Source organism: Streptomyces sp. NPDC001732 (assembly GCF_053596315.1).
Genome location: NZ_JBSFFY010000041.1, coordinates 1 through 18,141, shown reverse-complemented (window position 1 = coordinate 18,141; position 18,141 = coordinate 1). Strand labels below are relative to the sequence as shown.

The 18,141-nt window shown below is 71.0% G+C and carries 18 protein-coding genes; 17 read left to right on the top strand and 1 reads right to left on the bottom strand.

Annotation, left to right across the window (positions count from 1 at the left end):
- Positions 1-75 precede the first annotated feature (75 nt).
- From ACWCXX_RS29155 to nusB, 4 genes are all read left to right on the top strand, one after another.
- Positions 76-897, top strand: coding sequence for a Pro-rich N-terminal domain-containing protein (locus tag ACWCXX_RS29155; RefSeq protein WP_451132347.1), 822 nt, complete (start codon positions 76-78; stop codon positions 895-897).
- 190 nt (positions 898-1,087) lie between these two features.
- Positions 1,088-2,194, top strand: coding sequence for a M24 family metallopeptidase (locus tag ACWCXX_RS29150; RefSeq protein ID WP_451132345.1), 1,107 nt, complete (start codon positions 1,088-1,090; stop codon positions 2,192-2,194).
- A 51-nt stretch (positions 2,195-2,245) separates the two neighbouring features.
- Positions 2,246-2,812, top strand: a complete 567-nt coding sequence (gene efp / locus ACWCXX_RS29145; RefSeq protein ID WP_283850645.1) for an elongation factor P — start codon at positions 2,246-2,248, stop codon at positions 2,810-2,812.
- 2 nt (positions 2,813-2,814) lie between these two features.
- Positions 2,815-3,246 (top strand): transcription antitermination factor NusB, encoded by a 432-nt coding sequence (nusB, locus tag ACWCXX_RS29140; RefSeq protein ID WP_451132343.1) that lies wholly within the window; start codon positions 2,815-2,817, stop codon positions 3,244-3,246.
- A 180-nt stretch (positions 3,247-3,426) separates the two neighbouring features.
- On the opposite strand, the gene bldD is transcribed toward nusB, so the two are convergent.
- On the bottom strand, positions 3,427-3,927 hold the full coding sequence (gene bldD / locus ACWCXX_RS29135) for a transcriptional regulator BldD (protein ID WP_014044812.1): 501 nt from the start codon (positions 3,925-3,927) through the stop codon (positions 3,427-3,429).
- Positions 3,928-4,148: 221 nt separating this feature from the next.
- Between bldD and pyrR the strand changes: the two genes are divergently transcribed.
- From pyrR to metK, 13 genes are all read left to right on the top strand, one after another.
- Complete coding sequence (pyrR, locus tag ACWCXX_RS29130) at positions 4,149-4,733, top strand: bifunctional pyr operon transcriptional regulator/uracil phosphoribosyltransferase PyrR (RefSeq protein ID WP_451132342.1); 585 nt, start codon at positions 4,149-4,151, stop codon at positions 4,731-4,733.
- A gap of 90 nt (positions 4,734-4,823) precedes the next feature.
- Complete coding sequence (locus ACWCXX_RS29125) at positions 4,824-5,801, top strand: aspartate carbamoyltransferase catalytic subunit (protein ID WP_451132340.1); 978 nt, start codon at positions 4,824-4,826, stop codon at positions 5,799-5,801.
- Positions 5,802-5,803: 2 nt separating this feature from the next.
- Positions 5,804-7,090: a dihydroorotase gene (locus tag ACWCXX_RS29120; protein WP_451132338.1), complete on the top strand. Its 1,287-nt coding sequence runs from the start codon at positions 5,804-5,806 to the stop codon at positions 7,088-7,090.
- Positions 7,087-7,668, top strand: a complete 582-nt coding sequence (locus tag ACWCXX_RS29115) for a PH-like domain-containing protein (RefSeq protein ID WP_451132336.1) — start codon at positions 7,087-7,089, stop codon at positions 7,666-7,668. The genes ACWCXX_RS29120 and ACWCXX_RS29115 overlap by 4 nt, the downstream gene beginning before the upstream one ends.
- Positions 7,665-8,807: a glutamine-hydrolyzing carbamoyl-phosphate synthase small subunit gene (carA, locus tag ACWCXX_RS29110; protein WP_451132334.1), complete on the top strand. Its 1,143-nt coding sequence runs from the start codon at positions 7,665-7,667 to the stop codon at positions 8,805-8,807. Before ACWCXX_RS29115 ends, carA begins: the two co-directional genes overlap by 4 nt.
- Positions 8,800-12,108, top strand: coding sequence for a carbamoyl-phosphate synthase large subunit (gene carB / locus ACWCXX_RS29105; RefSeq protein ID WP_451132332.1), 3,309 nt, complete (start codon positions 8,800-8,802; stop codon positions 12,106-12,108). The genes carA and carB overlap by 8 nt, the downstream gene beginning before the upstream one ends.
- Positions 12,109-12,172: 64 nt before the next feature.
- Positions 12,173-13,282 (top strand): quinone-dependent dihydroorotate dehydrogenase, encoded by a 1,110-nt coding sequence (locus ACWCXX_RS29100; RefSeq protein WP_451132330.1) that lies wholly within the window; start codon positions 12,173-12,175, stop codon positions 13,280-13,282.
- Positions 13,279-14,118: an orotidine-5'-phosphate decarboxylase gene (gene pyrF, locus ACWCXX_RS29095; protein ID WP_451132328.1), complete on the top strand. Its 840-nt coding sequence runs from the start codon at positions 13,279-13,281 to the stop codon at positions 14,116-14,118. Before ACWCXX_RS29100 ends, pyrF begins: the two co-directional genes overlap by 4 nt.
- 245 nt (positions 14,119-14,363) lie before the next feature.
- Positions 14,364-14,687: an integration host factor gene (locus ACWCXX_RS29090; RefSeq protein ID WP_014157387.1), complete on the top strand. Its 324-nt coding sequence runs from the start codon at positions 14,364-14,366 to the stop codon at positions 14,685-14,687.
- 38 nt (positions 14,688-14,725) lie between these two features.
- On the top strand, positions 14,726-15,343 hold the full coding sequence (gene gmk, locus ACWCXX_RS29085) for a guanylate kinase (protein ID WP_451132326.1): 618 nt from the start codon (positions 14,726-14,728) through the stop codon (positions 15,341-15,343).
- Positions 15,344-15,495: 152 nt separating this feature from the next.
- Positions 15,496-15,768 (top strand): DNA-directed RNA polymerase subunit omega, encoded by a 273-nt coding sequence (gene rpoZ, locus ACWCXX_RS29080; protein WP_003970369.1) that lies wholly within the window; start codon positions 15,496-15,498, stop codon positions 15,766-15,768.
- A gap of 132 nt (positions 15,769-15,900) precedes the next feature.
- Positions 15,901-17,103: a bifunctional phosphopantothenoylcysteine decarboxylase/phosphopantothenate--cysteine ligase CoaBC gene (coaBC, locus tag ACWCXX_RS29075; RefSeq protein ID WP_451132324.1), complete on the top strand. Its 1,203-nt coding sequence runs from the start codon at positions 15,901-15,903 to the stop codon at positions 17,101-17,103.
- A gap of 240 nt (positions 17,104-17,343) precedes the next feature.
- Positions 17,344-18,141: methionine adenosyltransferase (gene metK / locus ACWCXX_RS29070; protein WP_451132322.1), on the top strand; the 798-nt coding region annotated here is incomplete at its 3' end.

Here is an 18,141-nt window from a genome sequence, read left to right as displayed (position 1 = left end):
CCTTGTGGCGACCGGGGACGGTACGGTTGCCGTCCCATCAGCGCCAGTTGCCTGTACGAGACGGAGTGGCACCGGATGCAGCACGCAGTGGGGGCTCCGCTGCCACCGCCCCAAGGCCCCGGGAGCGGGCCTGCCGGCTGGACGCAGCAGCCCCAGCACCCCGGCCACCCCGGTCCGCCGGGGCCGCCGCCCACCGCTCCTTTGGCGCCCCAGGGCTGGAGCGGGCCGGCGCCGACCCACGCCCCGGTGCCCCCCGGCAGGGAGACCACCGGGCACGTCCAGCTGCCGCCCGGCGGCCCCGTCCCGCTGCCCGCGCCGCCCGCCGAACCCGGCACCGGCAGCGCCACGCTCGCCGTCCTGCTGATCGGCCCCGCGGGCGCCGGCAAGACCACCGTGGCCCGGCTCTGGGCCAGCCGCCGCCGGGTCCCCACCGCCCACGTCAGCCTCGACGACGTCCGCGAATGGGTCTGCTCCGGCTTCGCCGACCCGCAGTCCGGGTGGAACGACAATTCCGAGGCGCAGTACCGCCTCGCCCGCCGCACCTGCGGCTTCGCCGCCCGCAACTTCCTCGCCAACGGCATCTCCTGCATCCTCGACGACGCCGTCTTCCCGGACCGGCCGGTCGTCGGCCTCGGCGGCTGGAAGCGCCACGTCGGCCCCGGACTGCTGCCCGTCGTCCTCCTCCCGGGCCTGGAGATCGTCCTGGAGCGCAACGCCGCCCGCAGCGGGAACCGCCGCCTCTCGGACGAGGAGGTCGCCAGGATCCACGGCAGGATGGCCGGGTGGTACGGCTCCGGGCTGCCGATCATCGACAACTCCACGTACGACGTGGAGACCACCGCCCGCGTCCTCGACGACGTACTCGCCCGGTCCATAGCCAGCCCCCCGGCCTGGTGAACCACTGCCGCCACCGGACGACGCCCGGCGCCCCGGTGCGCGGACCGGCCGGGCACAGGGTTCCCGATGCGTGCGGGGCTCCCGGTCCGCGCCGGACCTGACACGCACGGGTCCGCGACGCGTGCGCAACGGCTCCCCGGTCGGGTGCGCTGACCGAGCAGGCCGGTGCCACCACTCGTAGGCTCGTGACATGTCAGAGGTGTACGCCGTCCGCCGCGGGCTGCTCCGCGACCGGTGCGCCGCCGCAGGATCCGCGGCCGCCCTGGTCTCCCGACCCGCCAACGTCCGCTATCTCGCGGGCGGGGCGCCACCGGGTGCCGTGCTGCTGCTCGGGCCCGGCGGGGACGTCCTGTTCCGCCCCGATGCCCCGCCCGGAGGCCCTGCCGAGGGGCGTACCGACGACCGGTTGCGGGTCCTCCCGCTGCCGTCCTCCGACGGTGATCCGGCGGTGGCGGCCGCCGGTCTCGCCGCCTCCACGGGGGCGGAGTCCCTGGCCGTCGAGGAACACCACCTGACGGTCTCCCGCCACCGGGCCATGGGCTCGGCCGTGCCCCGGCTGCGGCTGACCGATCTGGGCACCACCGTCGAGCACCTGCGGGTGGTGAAGGACGAGGAGGAGATCGCCTGCCTGCGGATCGCCGCCGAGATCACCGACCAGGCCCTGGGCGAACTCCTCGAATCCATCCTGGTCGGCCGCACCGAACGCCATCTCGCCCTGGAGCTGGAGCGCCGACTGGTGGACCACGGCGCCGACGGTCCCGCCTTCCCCACCTCTGTGGCCACCGGCCCGAACTCCGGCCAGGGACGCCACCGGCCCTCGGACCGGCGGGTGGAGGAAGGAGATTTCCTCTCCGTCTGCCTCGGTGCGAACTACCGCGGCTACCGCTGCGAGATCGGCCGCACGTTCGTCATCGGCACGGCGCCGGCCGACTGGCAGATCGAGCTCTACGACCTCGTCTTCGCCGCTCAGCGGGCCGGACGCGAGGCCCTCGTGCCGGGCGCGGCCTACCGCGACGTGGACCGCGCGGCCCGGCACCTGCTGGACTCCGCGGGCCACGGCGGGGACCTCGCACCGTGGACCGGGCACGGAGTGGGACTCGAAATCGACGAGGACCCGCAGCTGACACCTGCGGCCATGGGTAAACTGGACGCTTGTGTGCCGGTCACCGTCGAACCGGGGGTCCACCTCCCGGGCCGGGGCGGAGTCCGGATCGATGACACGCTCGTCGTGCGCCCCGAGGCGGACGGCGGACCCGAGCTACTCACCATTACGACCAAGGAGCTGCTCGCGCTCTAGCGCGCATCCTCGGTCGTTCCACCAGCTTTCAGTCCAGGAGATTCCGCAACCGTGGCTTCCACGAACGACCTCAAGAACGGCATGGTGCTCAAGCTCGACGGAGGCCAGCTCTGGTCCGTCGTCGAGTTCCAGCACGTCAAGCCCGGCAAGGGCCCGGCCTTCGTGCGCACCAAGCTCAAGAACGTGCTCTCCGGCAAGGTCGTCGACAAGACGTTCAACGCCGGCGTGAAGGTCGAAACGGCCACCATCGACCGTCGCGACATGCAGTTCTCCTACATGGACGGCGACTACTTCGTCTTCATGGACATGGAGACCTACGACCAGCTCCACGTGGACCGCAAGGCCGTCGGCAGCGCTGCGAACTTCCTGATCGAGGGCTTCACCGCCTCCGTGGCGCAGCACGAGGGCGAGGTGCTCTACGTCGAGCTCCCGGCCGCCGTCGAGCTCGTCATCCAGGAGACCGAGCCGGGCGTCCAGGGCGACCGCTCCACCGGTGGCACCAAGCCCGCCACCCTGGAGACCGGCCACCAGATCCAGGTCCCGCTCTTCATCACCACTGGTGAGAAGATCAAGGTCGACACCCGCACCAGCGACTACCTCGGCCGGGTGAACAGCTAACCGTGGCCGCCCGTAACACGGCCCGCAAGCGCGCCTTCCAGATCCTCTTCGAGGCCGACCAGCGCGGCGAATCCGTGCAGACGGTCCTCGCGGACTGGGTGCGGCACTCGCGGACCGACAGCCGTCAGCCTCCGGTCACCGAGTACACGATGGAGCTCGTCGAGGGGTACGCGCAGTACGCGGACCGCATCGACGACCTCATCACGACCTACGCGGTGGACTGGGAGCTCGACCGCATGCCGGTCGTCGACCGCAACATCCTGCGGCTCGGTGCGTACGAGCTGATCTGGGTGGACGGAACCCCGGACGCGGTGGTGCTCGACGAGGCGGTTCAGCTCGCCAAGGAATTCTCCACCGACGAGTCGCCGTCCTTCGTGAACGGGCTGCTCGCCCGCTTCAAGGACCTCAAGCCGAAGCTCCGCCGGGAGCAGTGACCCGCGGCGGCGTTCAGCCGGCGAAGGGCCCATGGTCATCCGACCGTGGGCCCTTCGGCGTACGGTGCCCGGCCGCCGCCCGCGCACGAGGAACCGCGCACGAAAAAGCCGTGCCGGCACGGGCACCCGGAAGGGGGAACCCGCACCGGCACGGCGGTACGTTTCTTCGGCGGTGGGGCGTCAGCCCTCTTCGTGGGCGACGGCGCGGCGCGCGTCCGCGTCCAGCACACCCCAGCTGATCAGCTGTTCCGTCAGCACGGACGGCGACTGGTCGTAGATCACGGCCAGCGTGCGCAGGTCGTCCTGGCGGATCGAGAGCACCTTGCCGTTGTAGTCGCCGCGCTGGCTCTGGATCGTCGCCGCGTAGCGCTGCAGCGGACCGGCCTTCTCCGGCGGGACGTGGGCGAGGCGCTCCAGGTCCAGCACGAGCTTCGGCGGCGGCTCGGCGGCACCGCCGGGCGTCGTGCCCGGCAGGAGCTCCTGCACCGGGACCCCGTAGAAGTCCGCGAGCTCGGCGAGACGCTGCACCGTCACGGCACGGTCACCGCGCTCGTACGAGCCGACCACGACGGCCTTCCAGCGGCCCTGGGACTTCTCCTCCACGCCATGGAGGGAAAGGCCCTGCTGGGTGCGGATGGCACGGAGTTTGGCCCCGAGCTGTTTTGCGTATTCGCTGGACATAAGGCTCCCCGGACGCTGGAACATTCTGCGGCTCCGCCGCAGTGGCTGGTGACTCACTGTGAGGTTACGCAGCGTTACTTGGCTGCGTCAAGCCGAAAGGTCCGTACCGGCACCTCCCGGGGTGCCACCAGGGCTCCGCGCAAGCCCTGGTAACGTGTATGACGCAATTTCGACGTCCTTTAAGGTCCGTCCCGTGAGGCGGAGAAGGAGGTCCGTTTCTTATGGACGCACAGCATGAAGCCACCGGCAATGCGGCACGCCCCGTTCTGGAGGCTCCCGACATCGCCCGGGTACTGACCCGGATCGCCCACGAGATCGTCGAACGCGCCAAGGGCGCCGACGACGTGGTGCTCCTCGGCATCCCGACGCGGGGCGTCTTCCTCGCCCGTCGGCTGGCCGAGAAGCTGGAGGAGATCACCGGCGGAAAGATGCCGGTCGGCTCCCTCGACATCACCATGTACCGCGACGACCTGCGGCTGCGCCCGGCGCGCGCCCTGGCCCGCACCGACATCCCCGGCGAGGGCATCGAGGGCCGTCTGGTCGTGCTCGTCGACGACGTCCTCTTCTCCGGCCGCACGATCCGCGCCGCGCTCGACGCGCTGGGCGACATCGGCCGCCCCCGCGCCGTACAGCTCGCGGTCCTCGTCGACCGCGGCCACCGCGAACTCCCGATCCGCGCCGACTACGTCGGCAAGAACCTCCCCACGTCGCTGCGGGAGACGGTCAAGGTCCAGCTCGCCGAGGAGGACGGCCGCGACGCCGTGCTGCTCGGTGTCCAGCAGGCCTCCCCGGCGGAGGAGCAGTAGCCGCACCCCCCGTACGACGCCCTTCGAGCCCGTACGGCGGCTTCTGCACGCCCGCACGCCCTCACCCTCCATCCTCCGGAGAACACCCAGATGAAGCGCCACCTCATCTCGGCCGCCGACCTCACCCGCGACGACGCCGTCCTGATCCTCGACACCGCCGAGGAGATGGCCCGGGTCGCCGACCGGCCGATCAAGAAGCTCCCGACCCTGCGCGGCCGCACCGTCGTCAACCTCTTCTTCGAGGACTCGACGCGTACCCGCATCTCCTTCGAGGCCGCCGCCAAGCGCCTCTCCGCCGACGTCATCAACTTCTCCGCGAAGGGCTCGTCCGTGTCCAAGGGCGAGTCGCTCAAGGACACCGCGCTGACCCTGGAGGCGATGGGCGCCGACGCCGTCGTCATCCGGCACGGCGCCTCCGGCGCCCCGTACCGGCTCGCCACCTCCGGCTGGATCGACGGTGCGGTCGTCAACGCCGGTGACGGCACCCACGAGCACCCCACCCAGGCCCTCCTGGACGCCTTCACGGTGCGCCGCCGCCTGGTCGGGGCCGACAGCGGTCTCGGCCGGGACCTCGAAGGCCGCCGGATCACCATCGTCGGCGACATCCTGCACAGCCGGGTGGCCCGCTCCAACGTGCACCTGCTGAACACACTGGGCGCCCACGTCACCCTGGTGGCCCCGCCGACCCTCGTCCCCGTCGGCGTCGAACAGTGGCCGTGCGAGGTCAGCTACGGCCTCGACGAGGTGCTGCCGAAGTCCGACGCGGTGATGATGCTGCGTGTGCAGCGTGAGCGGATGAACGCCGCGTACTTCCCGACCGAGCGCGAGTACTCGCGCCGCTACGGCCTGGACGGCGACCGCATGGCGAAGATGCCCGAGCACGCCGTCGTCATGCACCCCGGGCCGATGGTCCGCGGCATGGAGATCACCGCCGAGGTCGCCGACTCCGACCGCTGCACGGCCGTCGAACAGGTCGCCAACGGCGTCTCGATCCGGATGGCCGTCCTGTACCTCCTGCTCGGCGGAGCCGAGCCCGCCGCCCCGTCCCGTACCGAGGAGAACAAGTAATCATGAGCAAGATCCTTATCCGCGGCGCGAAGGTCCTCGGCGGCAAACCCCAGGACGTGCTGATCGACGGCGAGACCATCGCCGCCGTCGGCACCGGCATCGAGGCCGCGGACGCGACCGTCGTCGAGGCCGGGGGCCAGATCCTGCTGCCCGGCCTGGTCGACCTCCACACCCACCTGCGCGAGCCGGGCCGCGAGGACTCCGAGACCGTCCTCACCGGGACGAAGGCGGCGGCCGTCGGCGGCTTCACCGCCGTGCACGCCATGGCCAACACCTTCCCCGTCGCCGACACCGCCGGCGTCGTCGAGCAGGTCTGGCGGCTCGGCAGGGAGTCCGGCTACTGCGACGTGCAGCCGGTCGGCGCCGTCACCGTCGGCCTGGAGGGCAAGAAGCTCGCCGAACTCGGTGCCATGCACGACTCGGCCGCCGGAGTGAAGGTCTTCTCCGACGACGGCAAGTGCGTCGACGACGCGGTGATCATGCGCCGCGCCCTGGAGTACGTGAAGGCCTTCGACGGTGTCGTCGCCCAGCACGCCCAGGAGCCCCGCCTCACCGAGGGCGCCCAGATGAACGAGGGCGTCGTCTCGGCCGAACTCGGTCTCGGCGGCTGGCCCGCCGTCGCCGAGGAGTCGATCATCGCCCGCGACGTCCTGCTCGCCGCCCACGTCGGCTCCCGGGTGCACATCTGCCACCTGTCGACCGCCGGCTCCGTCGAGATCGTCCGCTGGGCCAAGTCCAAGGGCTGGGACGTCACCGCCGAGGTCACCCCGCACCACCTGCTCCTCACCGACGAACTCGTCCGGTCCTACAACCCGGTCTACAAGGTGAACCCGCCGCTGCGCACCGAGGCCGACGTCCTGGCCCTGCGCGAGGCGCTCGCCGACGGCACCATCGACTGCGTCGCCACCGACCACGCCCCGCACCCGCACGAGGACAAGGACTGCGAGTGGGCCGCCGCCGCCATGGGCATGGTGGGCCTGGAGACCGCGCTCTCCGTCGTCCAGCAGACGATGATCGACACCGGCCTGATCGACTGGGCGGACGTCGCCGACCGGATGTCGTTCCGCCCGGCGGCCATCGGCCGTCTCGAAGGGCACGGCAGGCCCGTCTCGGCCGGGGAGCCCGCCAACCTCACCCTGGTCGATCCGGCTTACCGTGGTGTGGTGGACCCCGCGGGCTTCGCCTCCCGCAGCCGCAACACCCCGTACGAGGGGCGCGAGCTGCCGGGCCGAGTGACCCACACCTTCCTGCGGGGCCGTGCCACGGTCGTCGACGGGAAGCTCGCGTGACATCACCCACCCACCTGTACCTCCGGCTCGCCGCGGAGCAGAAGTCGGCCGAAGTGACCGACTGGCCCGCCCGCATCAGCTGGGTCGTCGGACTGCTCGTCCTCATCGCCTTCGTCTACTGGCTGATGCGCCAGGGATGGAAGTGGCGGGGGAACCTCCAGTCCGGCCTGCCGGAACTCGAAACCACGCCGGAAGGGTTCGGGGACGGTGAACAGCCGCTCACACTGACCGGCCGGTACCACGCCTCGACCACCGCCGGGCAGTGGCTCGACCGGATCGTCGCCCACGGCCTGGGCACCCGCAGCCGCGTCGAGCTCGCCCTGACCGACCGGGGCCTCGACGTCCGGCGCCCCGGCGCGGCCGACTTCTTCGTCCCGGCCGCCGCACTGCGCGGCGCCCGGCTCGACAAGGGCATCGCCGGCAAGGTCCTGCCCGAGGGCGGCCTGCTGATCATCACCTGGGCGCACGGCGACAAGCTGATCGACTCGGGCTTCCGCTCCGACCACTCGGCCGAACACCCGGCCTGGGTCGAGGCCATCGACCGACTCACCCGCACTACGGAAGGCACCGCACGATGACGATCTCCACCCGGGGAGCCGCCAAAGCTCCCGCCGTACTCGTCCTGGAGGACGGCCGCACCTTCCGCGGCCGCGCCTACGGGGCCGTGGGGGAGACCTTCGGCGAGGCGGTGTTCTCCACCGGCATGACCGGCTACCAGGAGACGCTGACCGACCCCTCCTACCACCGCCAGGTCGTCGTGATGACCGCCCCGCACGTCGGGAACACCGGCGTGAACGACGAGGACCCCGAGTCCGGCCGCATCTGGGTCTCCGGCTACGTCGTCCGCGACCCCGCCCGGGTTCCCTCCAACTGGCGCTCGCGCCGCTCGCTGGACGAGGAGCTGGAGCGCCAGGGCGTCGTCGGCATCAGCGGCATCGACACCCGCGCGCTCACCCGCCACCTGCGCGAGCGCGGCGCCATGCGCGTCGGCATCTTCTCCGGCGACGCGGTCGCCGACGAGGCCGCGCTGCTGGCCCGCGTCCAGGAGGCCCCCGAGATGGTGGGCGCCGACCTCTCCGCCGAGGTCGCCACCAAGGAGACGTACGTCGTCCCCGCGATCGGCACGAAGAAGTTCACCGTCGCCGCGATCGACCTCGGCATCAAGGGCATGACCCCGCACCGCATGGCCGAGCGAGGCATCGAGGTGCACGTGCTGCCCGCCACCGCCACCCTGGAGGAGGTGTACGCGGTCGAGCCCGACGGCGTGTTCTTCTCCAACGGCCCCGGCGACCCGGCCACCGCCGACCACCCGGTCTCCGTCATGCAGGGCGTCCTGGAGCGGAGGACCCCGCTCTTCGGCATCTGCTTCGGCAACCAGATCCTGGGCCGCGCCCTCGGCTTCGGCACCTACAAGCTGAAGTACGGCCACCGCGGCATCAACCAGCCCGTGCAGGACCGCACGACCGGCAAGGTCGAAGTCACCGCGCACAACCACGGCTTCGCCGTCGACGCCCCGCTCGACAAGGTGTCCGACACCGCCTTCGGCCGCGCCGAGGTCTCCCACGTCTGCCTGAACGACCAGGTCGTCGAGGGGCTCCAGCTCCTCGACCGGCCGGCCTTCAGCGTCCAGTACCACCCCGAAGCAGCTGCCGGCCCGCACGACGCCGCGTACCTCTTCGACCGTTTCGTCTCCCTGATGGAGGGCCAGCGTGCCTAAGCGCTCCGATATCCAGTCCGTCCTGGTCATCGGCTCCGGCCCGATCGTCATCGGCCAGGCCGCCGAGTTCGACTACTCCGGGACCCAGGCCTGCCGCGTCCTCAAGGCCGAGGGCCTGCGCGTCGTCCTGGTCAACTCCAACCCGGCGACGATCATGACCGACCCGGAGATCGCCGACGCCACGTACGTCGAGCCGATCACCCCCGAGTTCGTCGAGAAGATCATCGCCAAGGAGCGCCCCGACGCGCTGCTCCCCACCCTGGGCGGCCAGACCGCGCTCAACACCGCGATCTCCATGCACGAGAACGGGGTCCTGGAGAAGTACGGCGTCGAGCTCATCGGCGCCAACGTCGAGGCCATCAACAAGGGCGAGGACCGCGACCTCTTCAAGGGCGTCGTCGAGGCCGTCAACGCCAGGATCGGCCACGGCGAGTCCGCCCGCTCGGTCATCTGCCACTCCATGGACGAGGTGCTCGCGGGCGTCGACACGCTCGGCGGCTACCCCGTCGTCGTCCGCCCGTCCTTCACCATGGGCGGCGCCGGCTCCGGCTTCGCCCACGACGAGGACGAACTGCGCCGCATCGCCGGCCAGGGCCTGACGCTCTCCCCGACCACCGAGGTGCTCCTGGAGGAGTCCATCCTCGGCTGGAAGGAGTACGAGCTGGAGCTGATGCGCGACAAGAACGACAACGTCGTGGTCGTCTGCTCCATCGAGAACTTCGACCCGATGGGCGTCCACACCGGCGACTCGATCACCGTCGCCCCCGCGATGACGCTCACCGACCGCGAGTACCAGCGGCTGCGCGACATCGGCATCGCGATCATCCGCGAGGTCGGCGTCGACACCGGCGGCTGCAACATCCAGTTCGCCGTGAACCCCGACGACGGACGCGTCATCGTCATCGAGATGAACCCGCGCGTCTCCCGCTCCTCGGCGCTCGCCTCGAAGGCCACCGGCTTCCCGATCGCCAAGATCGCCGCCAAGCTGGCCGTCGGCTACACGCTCGACGAGATCCCCAACGACATCACCGAGAAGACCCCGGCCTCCTTCGAGCCGACCCTCGACTACGTCGTCGTCAAGGCCCCGCGCTTCGCCTTCGAGAAGTTCCCCTCCGCCGATTCCACCCTCACCACCACCATGAAGTCGGTGGGCGAGGCCATGGCGATCGGCCGGAACTTCACCGAGGCGCTCCAGAAGGCGCTGCGCTCGCTGGAGAAGAAGGGCTCGCAGTTCTCCTTCACCGGCGAGCCCGGCGACAAGGCCGCGCTGCTGGCCGAGGCGGTCCGCCCGACCGACGGCCGGATCAACACCGTCATGCAGGCGATCCGGGCCGGTGCCACCCAGGAGGAGGTCTTCGACGCGACGAAGATCGACCCCTGGTTCGTCGACCAGCTCTTCCTGATCAAGGAGATCGCCGACGAGCTGGCCGGCGCGGACGAGCTGGACCCCGCGCTGCTCGCCGAGGCCAAGCGGCACGGCTTCTCCGACGCCCAGATCGCCGACATCCGCCACCTGCGCGAGGACGTCGTGCGCGAGGTGCGGCACGCGCTGGGCATCCGCCCGGTCTACAAGACGGTCGACACCTGCGCCGCCGAGTTCGCCGCGAGGACGCCGTACTTCTACTCCAGCTACGACGAGGAGAGCGAGGTCGCGCCGCGCACCAGGCCCGCGGTGATCATCCTCGGCTCCGGCCCGAACCGCATCGGCCAGGGCATCGAGTTCGACTACTCCTGCGTCCACGCCTCCTTCGCCCTGAGCGACGCGGGCTACGAGACCGTGATGGTCAACTGCAACCCGGAGACCGTCTCCACCGACTACGACACCTCCGACCGGCTGTACTTCGAGCCGCTGACGCTGGAGGACGTGCTGGAGATCGTGCACGCCGAGACCCTCGCCGGGCCGGTCGCCGGGGTCGTCGTGCAGCTCGGCGGCCAGACCCCGCTGGGCCTCTCGCAGGCGCTCAAGGACAACGGCGTACCGGTCGTCGGCACCTCCCCGGAGGCCATCCACGCCGCCGAGGACCGCGGCGCCTTCGGCCGCGTCCTGGCCGAGGCCGGGCTCCCGGCCCCGAAGCACGGCACCGCCACCACCTTCGACGAGGCCAAGGCCATCGCCGACGAGATCGGCTACCCCGTCCTCGTGCGCCCCAGCTACGTGCTCGGCGGACGCGGCATGGAGATCGTGTACGACGAAGCGCGGCTCTCCTCGTACATCGCCGAGTCCACCGAGATCAGCCCCACCCGGCCGGTCCTGGTCGACCGCTTCCTCGACGACGCGATCGAGATCGACGTCGACGCGCTCTACGACGGCACCGAGCTCTACCTCGGCGGCGTCATGGAGCACATCGAGGAGGCCGGCATCCACTCCGGCGACTCCGCCTGCGCACTGCCCCCGATCACGCTCGGCGGCTTCGACATCAAGCGGCTGCGCGCCTCCACCGAGGACATCGCCAGGGGCGTCGGCGTCCGCGGACTGATCAACATCCAGTTCGCGCTCTCCGGCGACATCCTGTACGTCCTGGAGGCCAACCCGCGCGCCTCGCGCACCGTCCCCTTCACCTCGAAGGCGACCGCGGTCCCGCTCGCCAAGGCCGCCGCCCGCATCTCGCTGGGCGCGACCATCGCCGAGCTGCGCGAGGAGGGCCTGCTGCCGGCGAACGGCGACGGCGGCACCCTGCCGCTCGACGCGCCGATCTCCGTCAAGGAGGCCGTCATGCCGTGGTCGCGCTTCCGCGACATCCACGGCCGCGGCGTCGACACCGTCCTCGGCCCGGAGATGCGCTCCACCGGCGAGGTCATGGGCATCGACACGGTCTTCGGCACGGCGTACGCCAAGTCGCAGGCCGGCGCGTACGGCCCGCTGCCCACCAAGGGCCGCGCCTTCATCTCGGTCGCCAACCGCGACAAGCGCTCGATGATCTTCCCGGCGCGCGAACTCGTCGCCCACGGCTTCGAGCTGCTCGCCACCTCCGGCACCGCCGAGGTCCTCAAGCGCAACGGCATCAACGCCACGGTCGTGCGCAAGCAGTCCGAGGGCGTGGGCCCGCAGGGCGAGAAGACCATCGTCCAGCTGATCCACGACGGCGAGGTCGACCTCATCGTCAACACCCCGTACGGAACGGGCGGCCGTCTCGACGGCTACGAGATCCGTACCGCGGCCGTGGCCCGCTCCGTGCCGTGCCTGACGACGGTGCAGGCGCTCGCCGCCGCCGTCCAGGGCATCGACGCCCTCACCCACGGAGGCGTCGGCGTCCGCTCCCTCCAGGAACACGCGGAACATCTGACAGCGGCCCGCGACTAGCAGCCGACAGGGGGACACCGGAAACGGTGTCCCCCTCTCCGTGAGGACACCGAGGACACTCCCGATGTACAAGTTCTTCTTCCAGCTGGTCTTCAAGCGGATGGACCCGGAGCAGGCCCACCACCTGGCCTTCCGGTGGATCCGGCTCGCCGCCCGCATCCCCGTGCTCCGTACCTTCGTCGCCGCCGCGCTCGCGCCCCGGTACCAGGAGCTGCGCACCGAGGCCCTCGGCCTGCGCATGCACGGCCCCTTCGGCCTCGCCGCGGGCTTCGACAAGAACGCCGTCGCGATCGACGGCATGTCGATGCTCGGCTTCGACCACGTCGAGATCGGCACGGTCACCGGCGAGCCGCAGCCCGGCAACCCCAGGAAGCGCCTCTTCCGGCTCGTCGCGGACCGCGCGCTGATCAACCGCATGGGCTTCAACAACGAGGGCTCGACCGCCGTGGCCGCCCGGCTGGCCGCCCGCAGGCCGGTCTTCAGGACCACGGTCGGCGTCAACATCGGCAAGACGAAGGTCGTGCCGGAGGCCGAGGCCGTCGGCGACTACGTCAAGTCCACCGAGCGCCTCGCCGCCCACGCCGACTACCTCGTCGTGAACGTCTCCTCGCCCAACACCCCGGGCCTGCGCAACCTCCAGGCCACCGAGGCGCTCCGCCCGCTGCTCGGCGCCGTGCGCGAGGCGGCCGACCGGGCCGCCACCGGACGCCGCGTCCCGCTGCTCGTCAAGATCGCCCCGGACCTCGCGGACGAGGACATCGACGCGGTCGCCGACCTCGCGGTCGAGCTGGGTCTGGACGGCATCATCGCCACCAACACCACCATCGCCCGCGACGGCCTCGGCCTGAAGTCCTCGCCCTCCCTGACCGGGGAGACCGGCGGACTCTCCGGCGCGCCCCTCAAGGCGCGCTCCCTGGAGGTCATCGGACGCCTCTACGCGCGCGTGGGCGACCGGATCACCCTCGTCGGCGTCGGAGGCATCGAGAACGCCGAGGACGCCTGGCAGCGCATCCTCGCCGGTGCCACCCTCGTCCAGGGCTACAGCGCCTTCATCTACGAGGGCCCGTTCTACGCCAGGGCGATCCACAAGGGCCTGGCCGCGCGCCTGGCCGCCTCCCCGTACGCCACCCTCGCCGAGGCCGTCGGCGCGGAAACCAGGAAGGCCACCGCATGAGCCCCGAACCCTTCGGCGCACGACTGCGCCGTGCCATGGACACCCGCGGACCGCTCTGCGTCGGCATCGACCCGCACGCCTCGCTCCTCGCCTCCTGGGGCCTGGACGACGACGTCGCCGGGCTGGAGCGCTTCACCCGCACGGTCGTCGAGGCTCTGGCCGACCGGGTCGCCGTGCTCAAGCCGCAGTCCGCGTTCTTCGAGCGCTTCGGCTCGCGCGGCATCGCCGTGCTGGAGAAGGCCGTCGAGGAGGCGCGGGCGGCCGGCGCGCTGGTGCTGATGGACGCCAAGCGCGGCGACATCGGCTCCACCATGGGCGCCTACGCGGCGACCTACCTGCACCAGGACTCGCCGCTGTTCTCGGACGCGGTCACCGTCTCGCCGTACCTCGGCTTCGGTTCGCTGCGCCCGGCGCTCGACGCGGCGGCCGCCTCCGGCGCGGGCGTCTTCGTGCTCGCCCTCACCTCCAACCCGGAGGGCGCCGAGGTGCAGCGCGCCACCGCCGCCGACGGCCGTTCGCTGGCCCAGCTGATGCTGGACCACATGGCGGCCGAGAACGCGGGGGCGGCCCCGCTCGGCTCGGTGGGCGCGGTGGTCGGTGCCACGCTCGGGGACGCGGGGGCGGACCTGGCGATCAACGGGCCGCTGCTCGCCCCCGGCATCGGGGCGCAGGGGGCGACGGCCGCGGACCTGCCCGGCGTCTTCGGCGACGCGGTGGGCAACGTGGTGCCCAGCGTGAGCCGCGGCGTACTGAGCCGGGGGCCGGACGCGGCGGGGCTGCGGGCGGCCGCGGAGCGGTTCGCGGACGAGATCCGGACCGCCGTCTCGGACGGGTGAACGTGTCATGTAACAGCCTGTTGACTGTTTCCTGACCAAAAAACTCGGTTGTTATGCCTGAAATGTCCTGGTCGGCCAAGGCTGACCAGGACTTTTCGTTGGTTCTCGCTGACTCGGGCGGCCTTGGCCGCTAGTCTCCGTCGAGAGCCGACGTGCACAAGGTGTTCGTCGCTCACCCTGGTGCGGGGCGATCAGCGTCCTCACCGGTCCGTATCCGACAGATCGACATCCGAGGTGACGTAGGCGTGGCTCTTCCGCCCCTTACCCCTGAACAGCGCGCAGCCGCGCTCGAAAAGGCCGCCGCGGCTCGCCGGGAGCGGGCCGAGGTCAAGAATCGACTCAAGCACTCCGGCGCCTCCCTCCACGAGGTCATCAAGCAGGGCCAGGAGAACGACGTCATCGGCAAGATGAAGGTCTCCGCCCTCCTGGAGTCCCTGCCGGGCGTGGGCAAGGTCCGCGCCAAGCAGATCATGGAGCGGCTCGGCATCTCCGAGAGCCGTCGGGTCCGAGGTCTCGGCTCCAACCAGATCGCATCCCTGGAGCGTGAGTTCGGCGGCAGCGCCGCCTGACGTTCTCGGGCACCCCCGAGAACCTGGATAATCGCTCCATGGCTGCAACATCCCGGGGGACGTCCCCCGTACCCCCGGACGTACGTCCGCGGCTGACCGTGCTCTCCGGCCCCTCCGGGGTCGGCAAGAGCACGGTCGTCGCCCACATGCGCAAGGTCCACCCCGAGGTCTGGCTCTCGGTGTCGGCGACGACCCGCAGGCCGCGCCCCGGCGAGCGCGACGGCGTCCACTACTTCTTCGTGGACGACGGGGAGTTCGACAAGCTGATCGCCAACGGCGAACTGCTGGAGTGGGCCGAGTTCGCGGGCAACCGCTACGGCACGCCCCGCCGCGCCGTGCTCGACCGCCTGGAGGCGGGCGAGCCGGTGCTGCTGGAGATCGACCTCCAGGGCGCCCGGCTGGTCCGGCAGTCGATGCCGGAGGCCCAGCTGGTCTTCCTGGCCCCGCCGAGCTGGGACGAGCTGGTCCGCCGGCTCACCGGTCGGGGGACCGAGGCGCCCGAGGTGATCGAGCGCCGACTCGACGCCGCCCGGGTCGAACTGGCCGCCGAGGCCGAGTTCGACACGACGCTGGTCAACACCTCCGTCGAGGACGTGGCCCGTGAGCTGCTAACCTTGATGCTGGAGGCTTCCGGCCACCGCGCCGGCAACGACTGACGCACGACCGATCACGAGCCGATCGCAAGCCGAGTGCAGACCGATCGCCGACTGATCGCAGTGCGACACAACCGTGGCCGACCCGGGCAGCACGGCGGAACCCCGCACCGTCAAAGTTTTCTTTGATCTTTACCCCCTTCGGAAGGCAGAGAGTGTCCTCTTCCATCACCACGCCCGAGGGCATCATCAACCCGCCGATTGATGAGCTCCTCGAGGCCACCGACTCGAAGTACAGCCTCGTGATCTACGCCGCCAAGCGCGCGCGCCAGATCAACGCGTACTACTCGCAGCTCGGCGAAGGTCTCCTGGAGTACGTCGGCCCGCTCGTGGACACCCACGTCCACGAGAAGCCGCTGTCGATCGCGCTCCGCGAGATCAACGCGGGCCTGCTCACCTCCGAGGCCATCGAGGGCCCCGCGCAGTAAGCAGGAATCGCACCTTCACCTCGGGCCCGGCCGCCACGGCAGCCGGGCCCGAAGTGTGTCCGGGGCGACGGCGGCGGAACGGACGCGGTGAGGCAGCATGGGGGTGTTCGTATCCGAGTGCGGGGAGACGCAGTGGACAAGCCGAAGGTCGTTCTTGGGGTCAGCGGGGGCATCGCCGCGTACAAGGCGTGCGAACTGCTGCGCCGGCTGACCGAGTCCGGACACGACGTGCGCGTCGTCCCGACCGGTTCGGCGCTGAACTTCGTGGGGGCGGCCACCTGGTCGGCGCTCTCCGGCCACCCGGTGTCCACGGAGGTCTGGGACGACGTCCACGAGGTGCCGCACGTCAGGATCGGACAGGGCGCCGACCTCGTCGTCGTCGCCCCGGCCACCGCCGACACGCTCGCCAGGGCCGCCCACGGTCTCGCCGACGACCTGCTCACCAACACCCTCCTCACCGCCCGCTGTCCGGTCGTCTTCGCGCCCGCCATGCACACCGAGATGTGGGAGCACCCCGCCACCCGGGAGAACGTCGCCACGCTGCGCCGCCGCGGCGCCGTCGTCATCGAGCCCGCCGTCGGCCGGCTCACCGGCGTCGACACCGGCAAGGGCCGGCTGCCCGATCCGGGCGAGATCTTCGAGGTCTGCCGCCGGGTGCTGGCCCGCGGACCCGTCGAACCCGACCTCGCCGGGCGCCACGTCGTGATCAGCGCGGGCGGTACCCGCGAGCCGCTCGACCCGGTGCGCTACCTCGGCAACCGGTCCTCGGGCAAGCAGGGCTACGCGCTGGCCCGTACCGCGGTCGCCCGCGGCGCCCGGGTCACCCTCGTCGAGGCCAACACCGGTCTGCCCGACCCGGCCGGGGCCGATGTCCTGCACGCCGGGACCGCCGTCCAGCTGCGCGAGGCCGTGCTGAAGGCCGCCGCGGACGCCGACGTGGTCGTGATGGCGGCGGCGGTCGCCGACTTCCGTCCCGCCGAGTACGCCACGGGGAAGATCAAGAAGAAGGACGGGCAGGAGCCCGCGCCCATCACGCTCGTCCGCAACCCCGACATCCTCGCCGAGGTGGCCGGCGAACGCGCCCGGCCGGGCCAGATCGTCGTCGGATTCGCCGCCGAGACCGACGACGTCCTCGCCAACGGCCGGGAGAAGCTCCGTCGCAAGGGCTGCGACCTCCTCGTCGTCAACGAGGTGGGGGAGCGCAGGACCTTCGGGGCGGAGGAGAACGAGGCGGTGGTGCTCGCGGCGGACGGCGGCGAGACCCAGGTGCCCCACGGACCCAAGGAAGCACTCGCCGACACGGTCTGGGACCTCGTGTCGGCGCGTCTGGGATGAAAATCTCGTCTCACGCCGCCGACCGGCCGAAACCCTGGAAACACGGGGGAAAACCCGTCTCCGAAGGCCGGTCGGCGGCCGTGGGGGGAACGTGGGGCGGGTCACAGAACTCCCAAGGAGCGAGACATGCTGTCCGCCGGGCGGAAGCGACCGATAAACTGATCCAGGACCGTGTCGGGCGCAGCTCCCGGCGGTCCGCCAAATGATCAGCCAGCAGCCGCTGCAACCCCAGGGAGCGATGTGTCCCGCCGTCTCTTCACCTCGGAGTCCGTCACCGAGGGCCACCCCGACAAGATCGCCGACCAGATCAGCGACACCATTCTCGACGCACTGCTCCGCGAGGACCCGACCTCCCGGGTCGCCGTCGAGACCCTGATCACCACCGGTCTGGTGCACGTCGCGGGTGAGGTCACCACCAAGGCCTACGCCGACATTCCGAACCTCGTGCGCAACAAGGTCCTCGAAATCGGCTACGACTCCTCGAAGAAGGGCTTCGACGGCGCCTCCTGCGGTGTCTCGGTGTCCATCGGCGCGCAGTCCCCGGACATCGCGCAGGGCGTCGACACCGCCTACGAGCAGCGCGTCGAGGGCGACGAGGACGAGCTCGACAAGCAGGGCGCCGGCGACCAGGGCCTGATGTTCGGCTACGCCTGCGACGAGACGCCCGAGCTCATGCCGCTCCCGATCCACCTCGCGCACCGGCTCTCGCGTCGGCTCTCCGAGGTCCGCAAGAACGGGACCATCCCGTACCTGCGCCCCGACGGCAAGACCCAGGTCACCATCGAGTACGACGGCGACAAGGCCGTCCGGCTCGACACCGTCGTCGTCTCCTCGCAGCACGCCAGCGACATCGACCTCGACTCGCTGCTCGCACCCGACATCCGCGAGTTCGTCGTGGAGCACGTGCTCGCGCAGCTGATCGAGGACGGCATCAAGCTGGACACCGAGGGCTACCGCCTGCTGGTGAACCCGACCGGTCGTTTCGAGATCGGTGGCCCGATGGGCGACGCCGGCCTGACCGGCCGCAAGATCATCATC

Excerpts from the sequence above, each read along its gene's own strand:
- pyrR (WP_451132342.1), top strand. The coding sequence starts at position 4,149 with ATGGACGCACAGCATGAAGCCACCGGCAATGCGGCACGCCCCGTTCTG.
- ACWCXX_RS29150 (WP_451132345.1), top strand. The coding sequence starts at position 1,088 with ATGTCAGAGGTGTACGCCGTCCGCCGCGGGCTGCTCCGCGACCGGTGC.
- ACWCXX_RS29100 (WP_451132330.1), top strand. The coding sequence starts at position 12,173 with ATGTACAAGTTCTTCTTCCAGCTGGTCTTCAAGCGGATGGACCCGGAG.
- ACWCXX_RS29125 (WP_451132340.1), top strand. The coding sequence starts at position 4,824 with ATGAAGCGCCACCTCATCTCGGCCGCCGACCTCACCCGCGACGACGCC.
- pyrF (WP_451132328.1), top strand. The coding sequence starts at position 13,279 with ATGAGCCCCGAACCCTTCGGCGCACGACTGCGCCGTGCCATGGACACC.
- ACWCXX_RS29120 (WP_451132338.1), top strand. The coding sequence starts at position 5,804 with ATGAGCAAGATCCTTATCCGCGGCGCGAAGGTCCTCGGCGGCAAACCC.
- carA (WP_451132334.1), top strand. The coding sequence starts at position 7,665 with ATGACGATCTCCACCCGGGGAGCCGCCAAAGCTCCCGCCGTACTCGTC.
- ACWCXX_RS29155 (WP_451132347.1), top strand. The coding sequence starts at position 76 with ATGCAGCACGCAGTGGGGGCTCCGCTGCCACCGCCCCAAGGCCCCGGG.
- gmk (WP_451132326.1), top strand. The coding sequence starts at position 14,726 with ATGGCTGCAACATCCCGGGGGACGTCCCCCGTACCCCCGGACGTACGT.
- bldD (WP_014044812.1), bottom strand. The coding sequence starts at position 3,927 with ATGTCCAGCGAATACGCAAAACAGCTCGGGGCCAAACTCCGTGCCATC.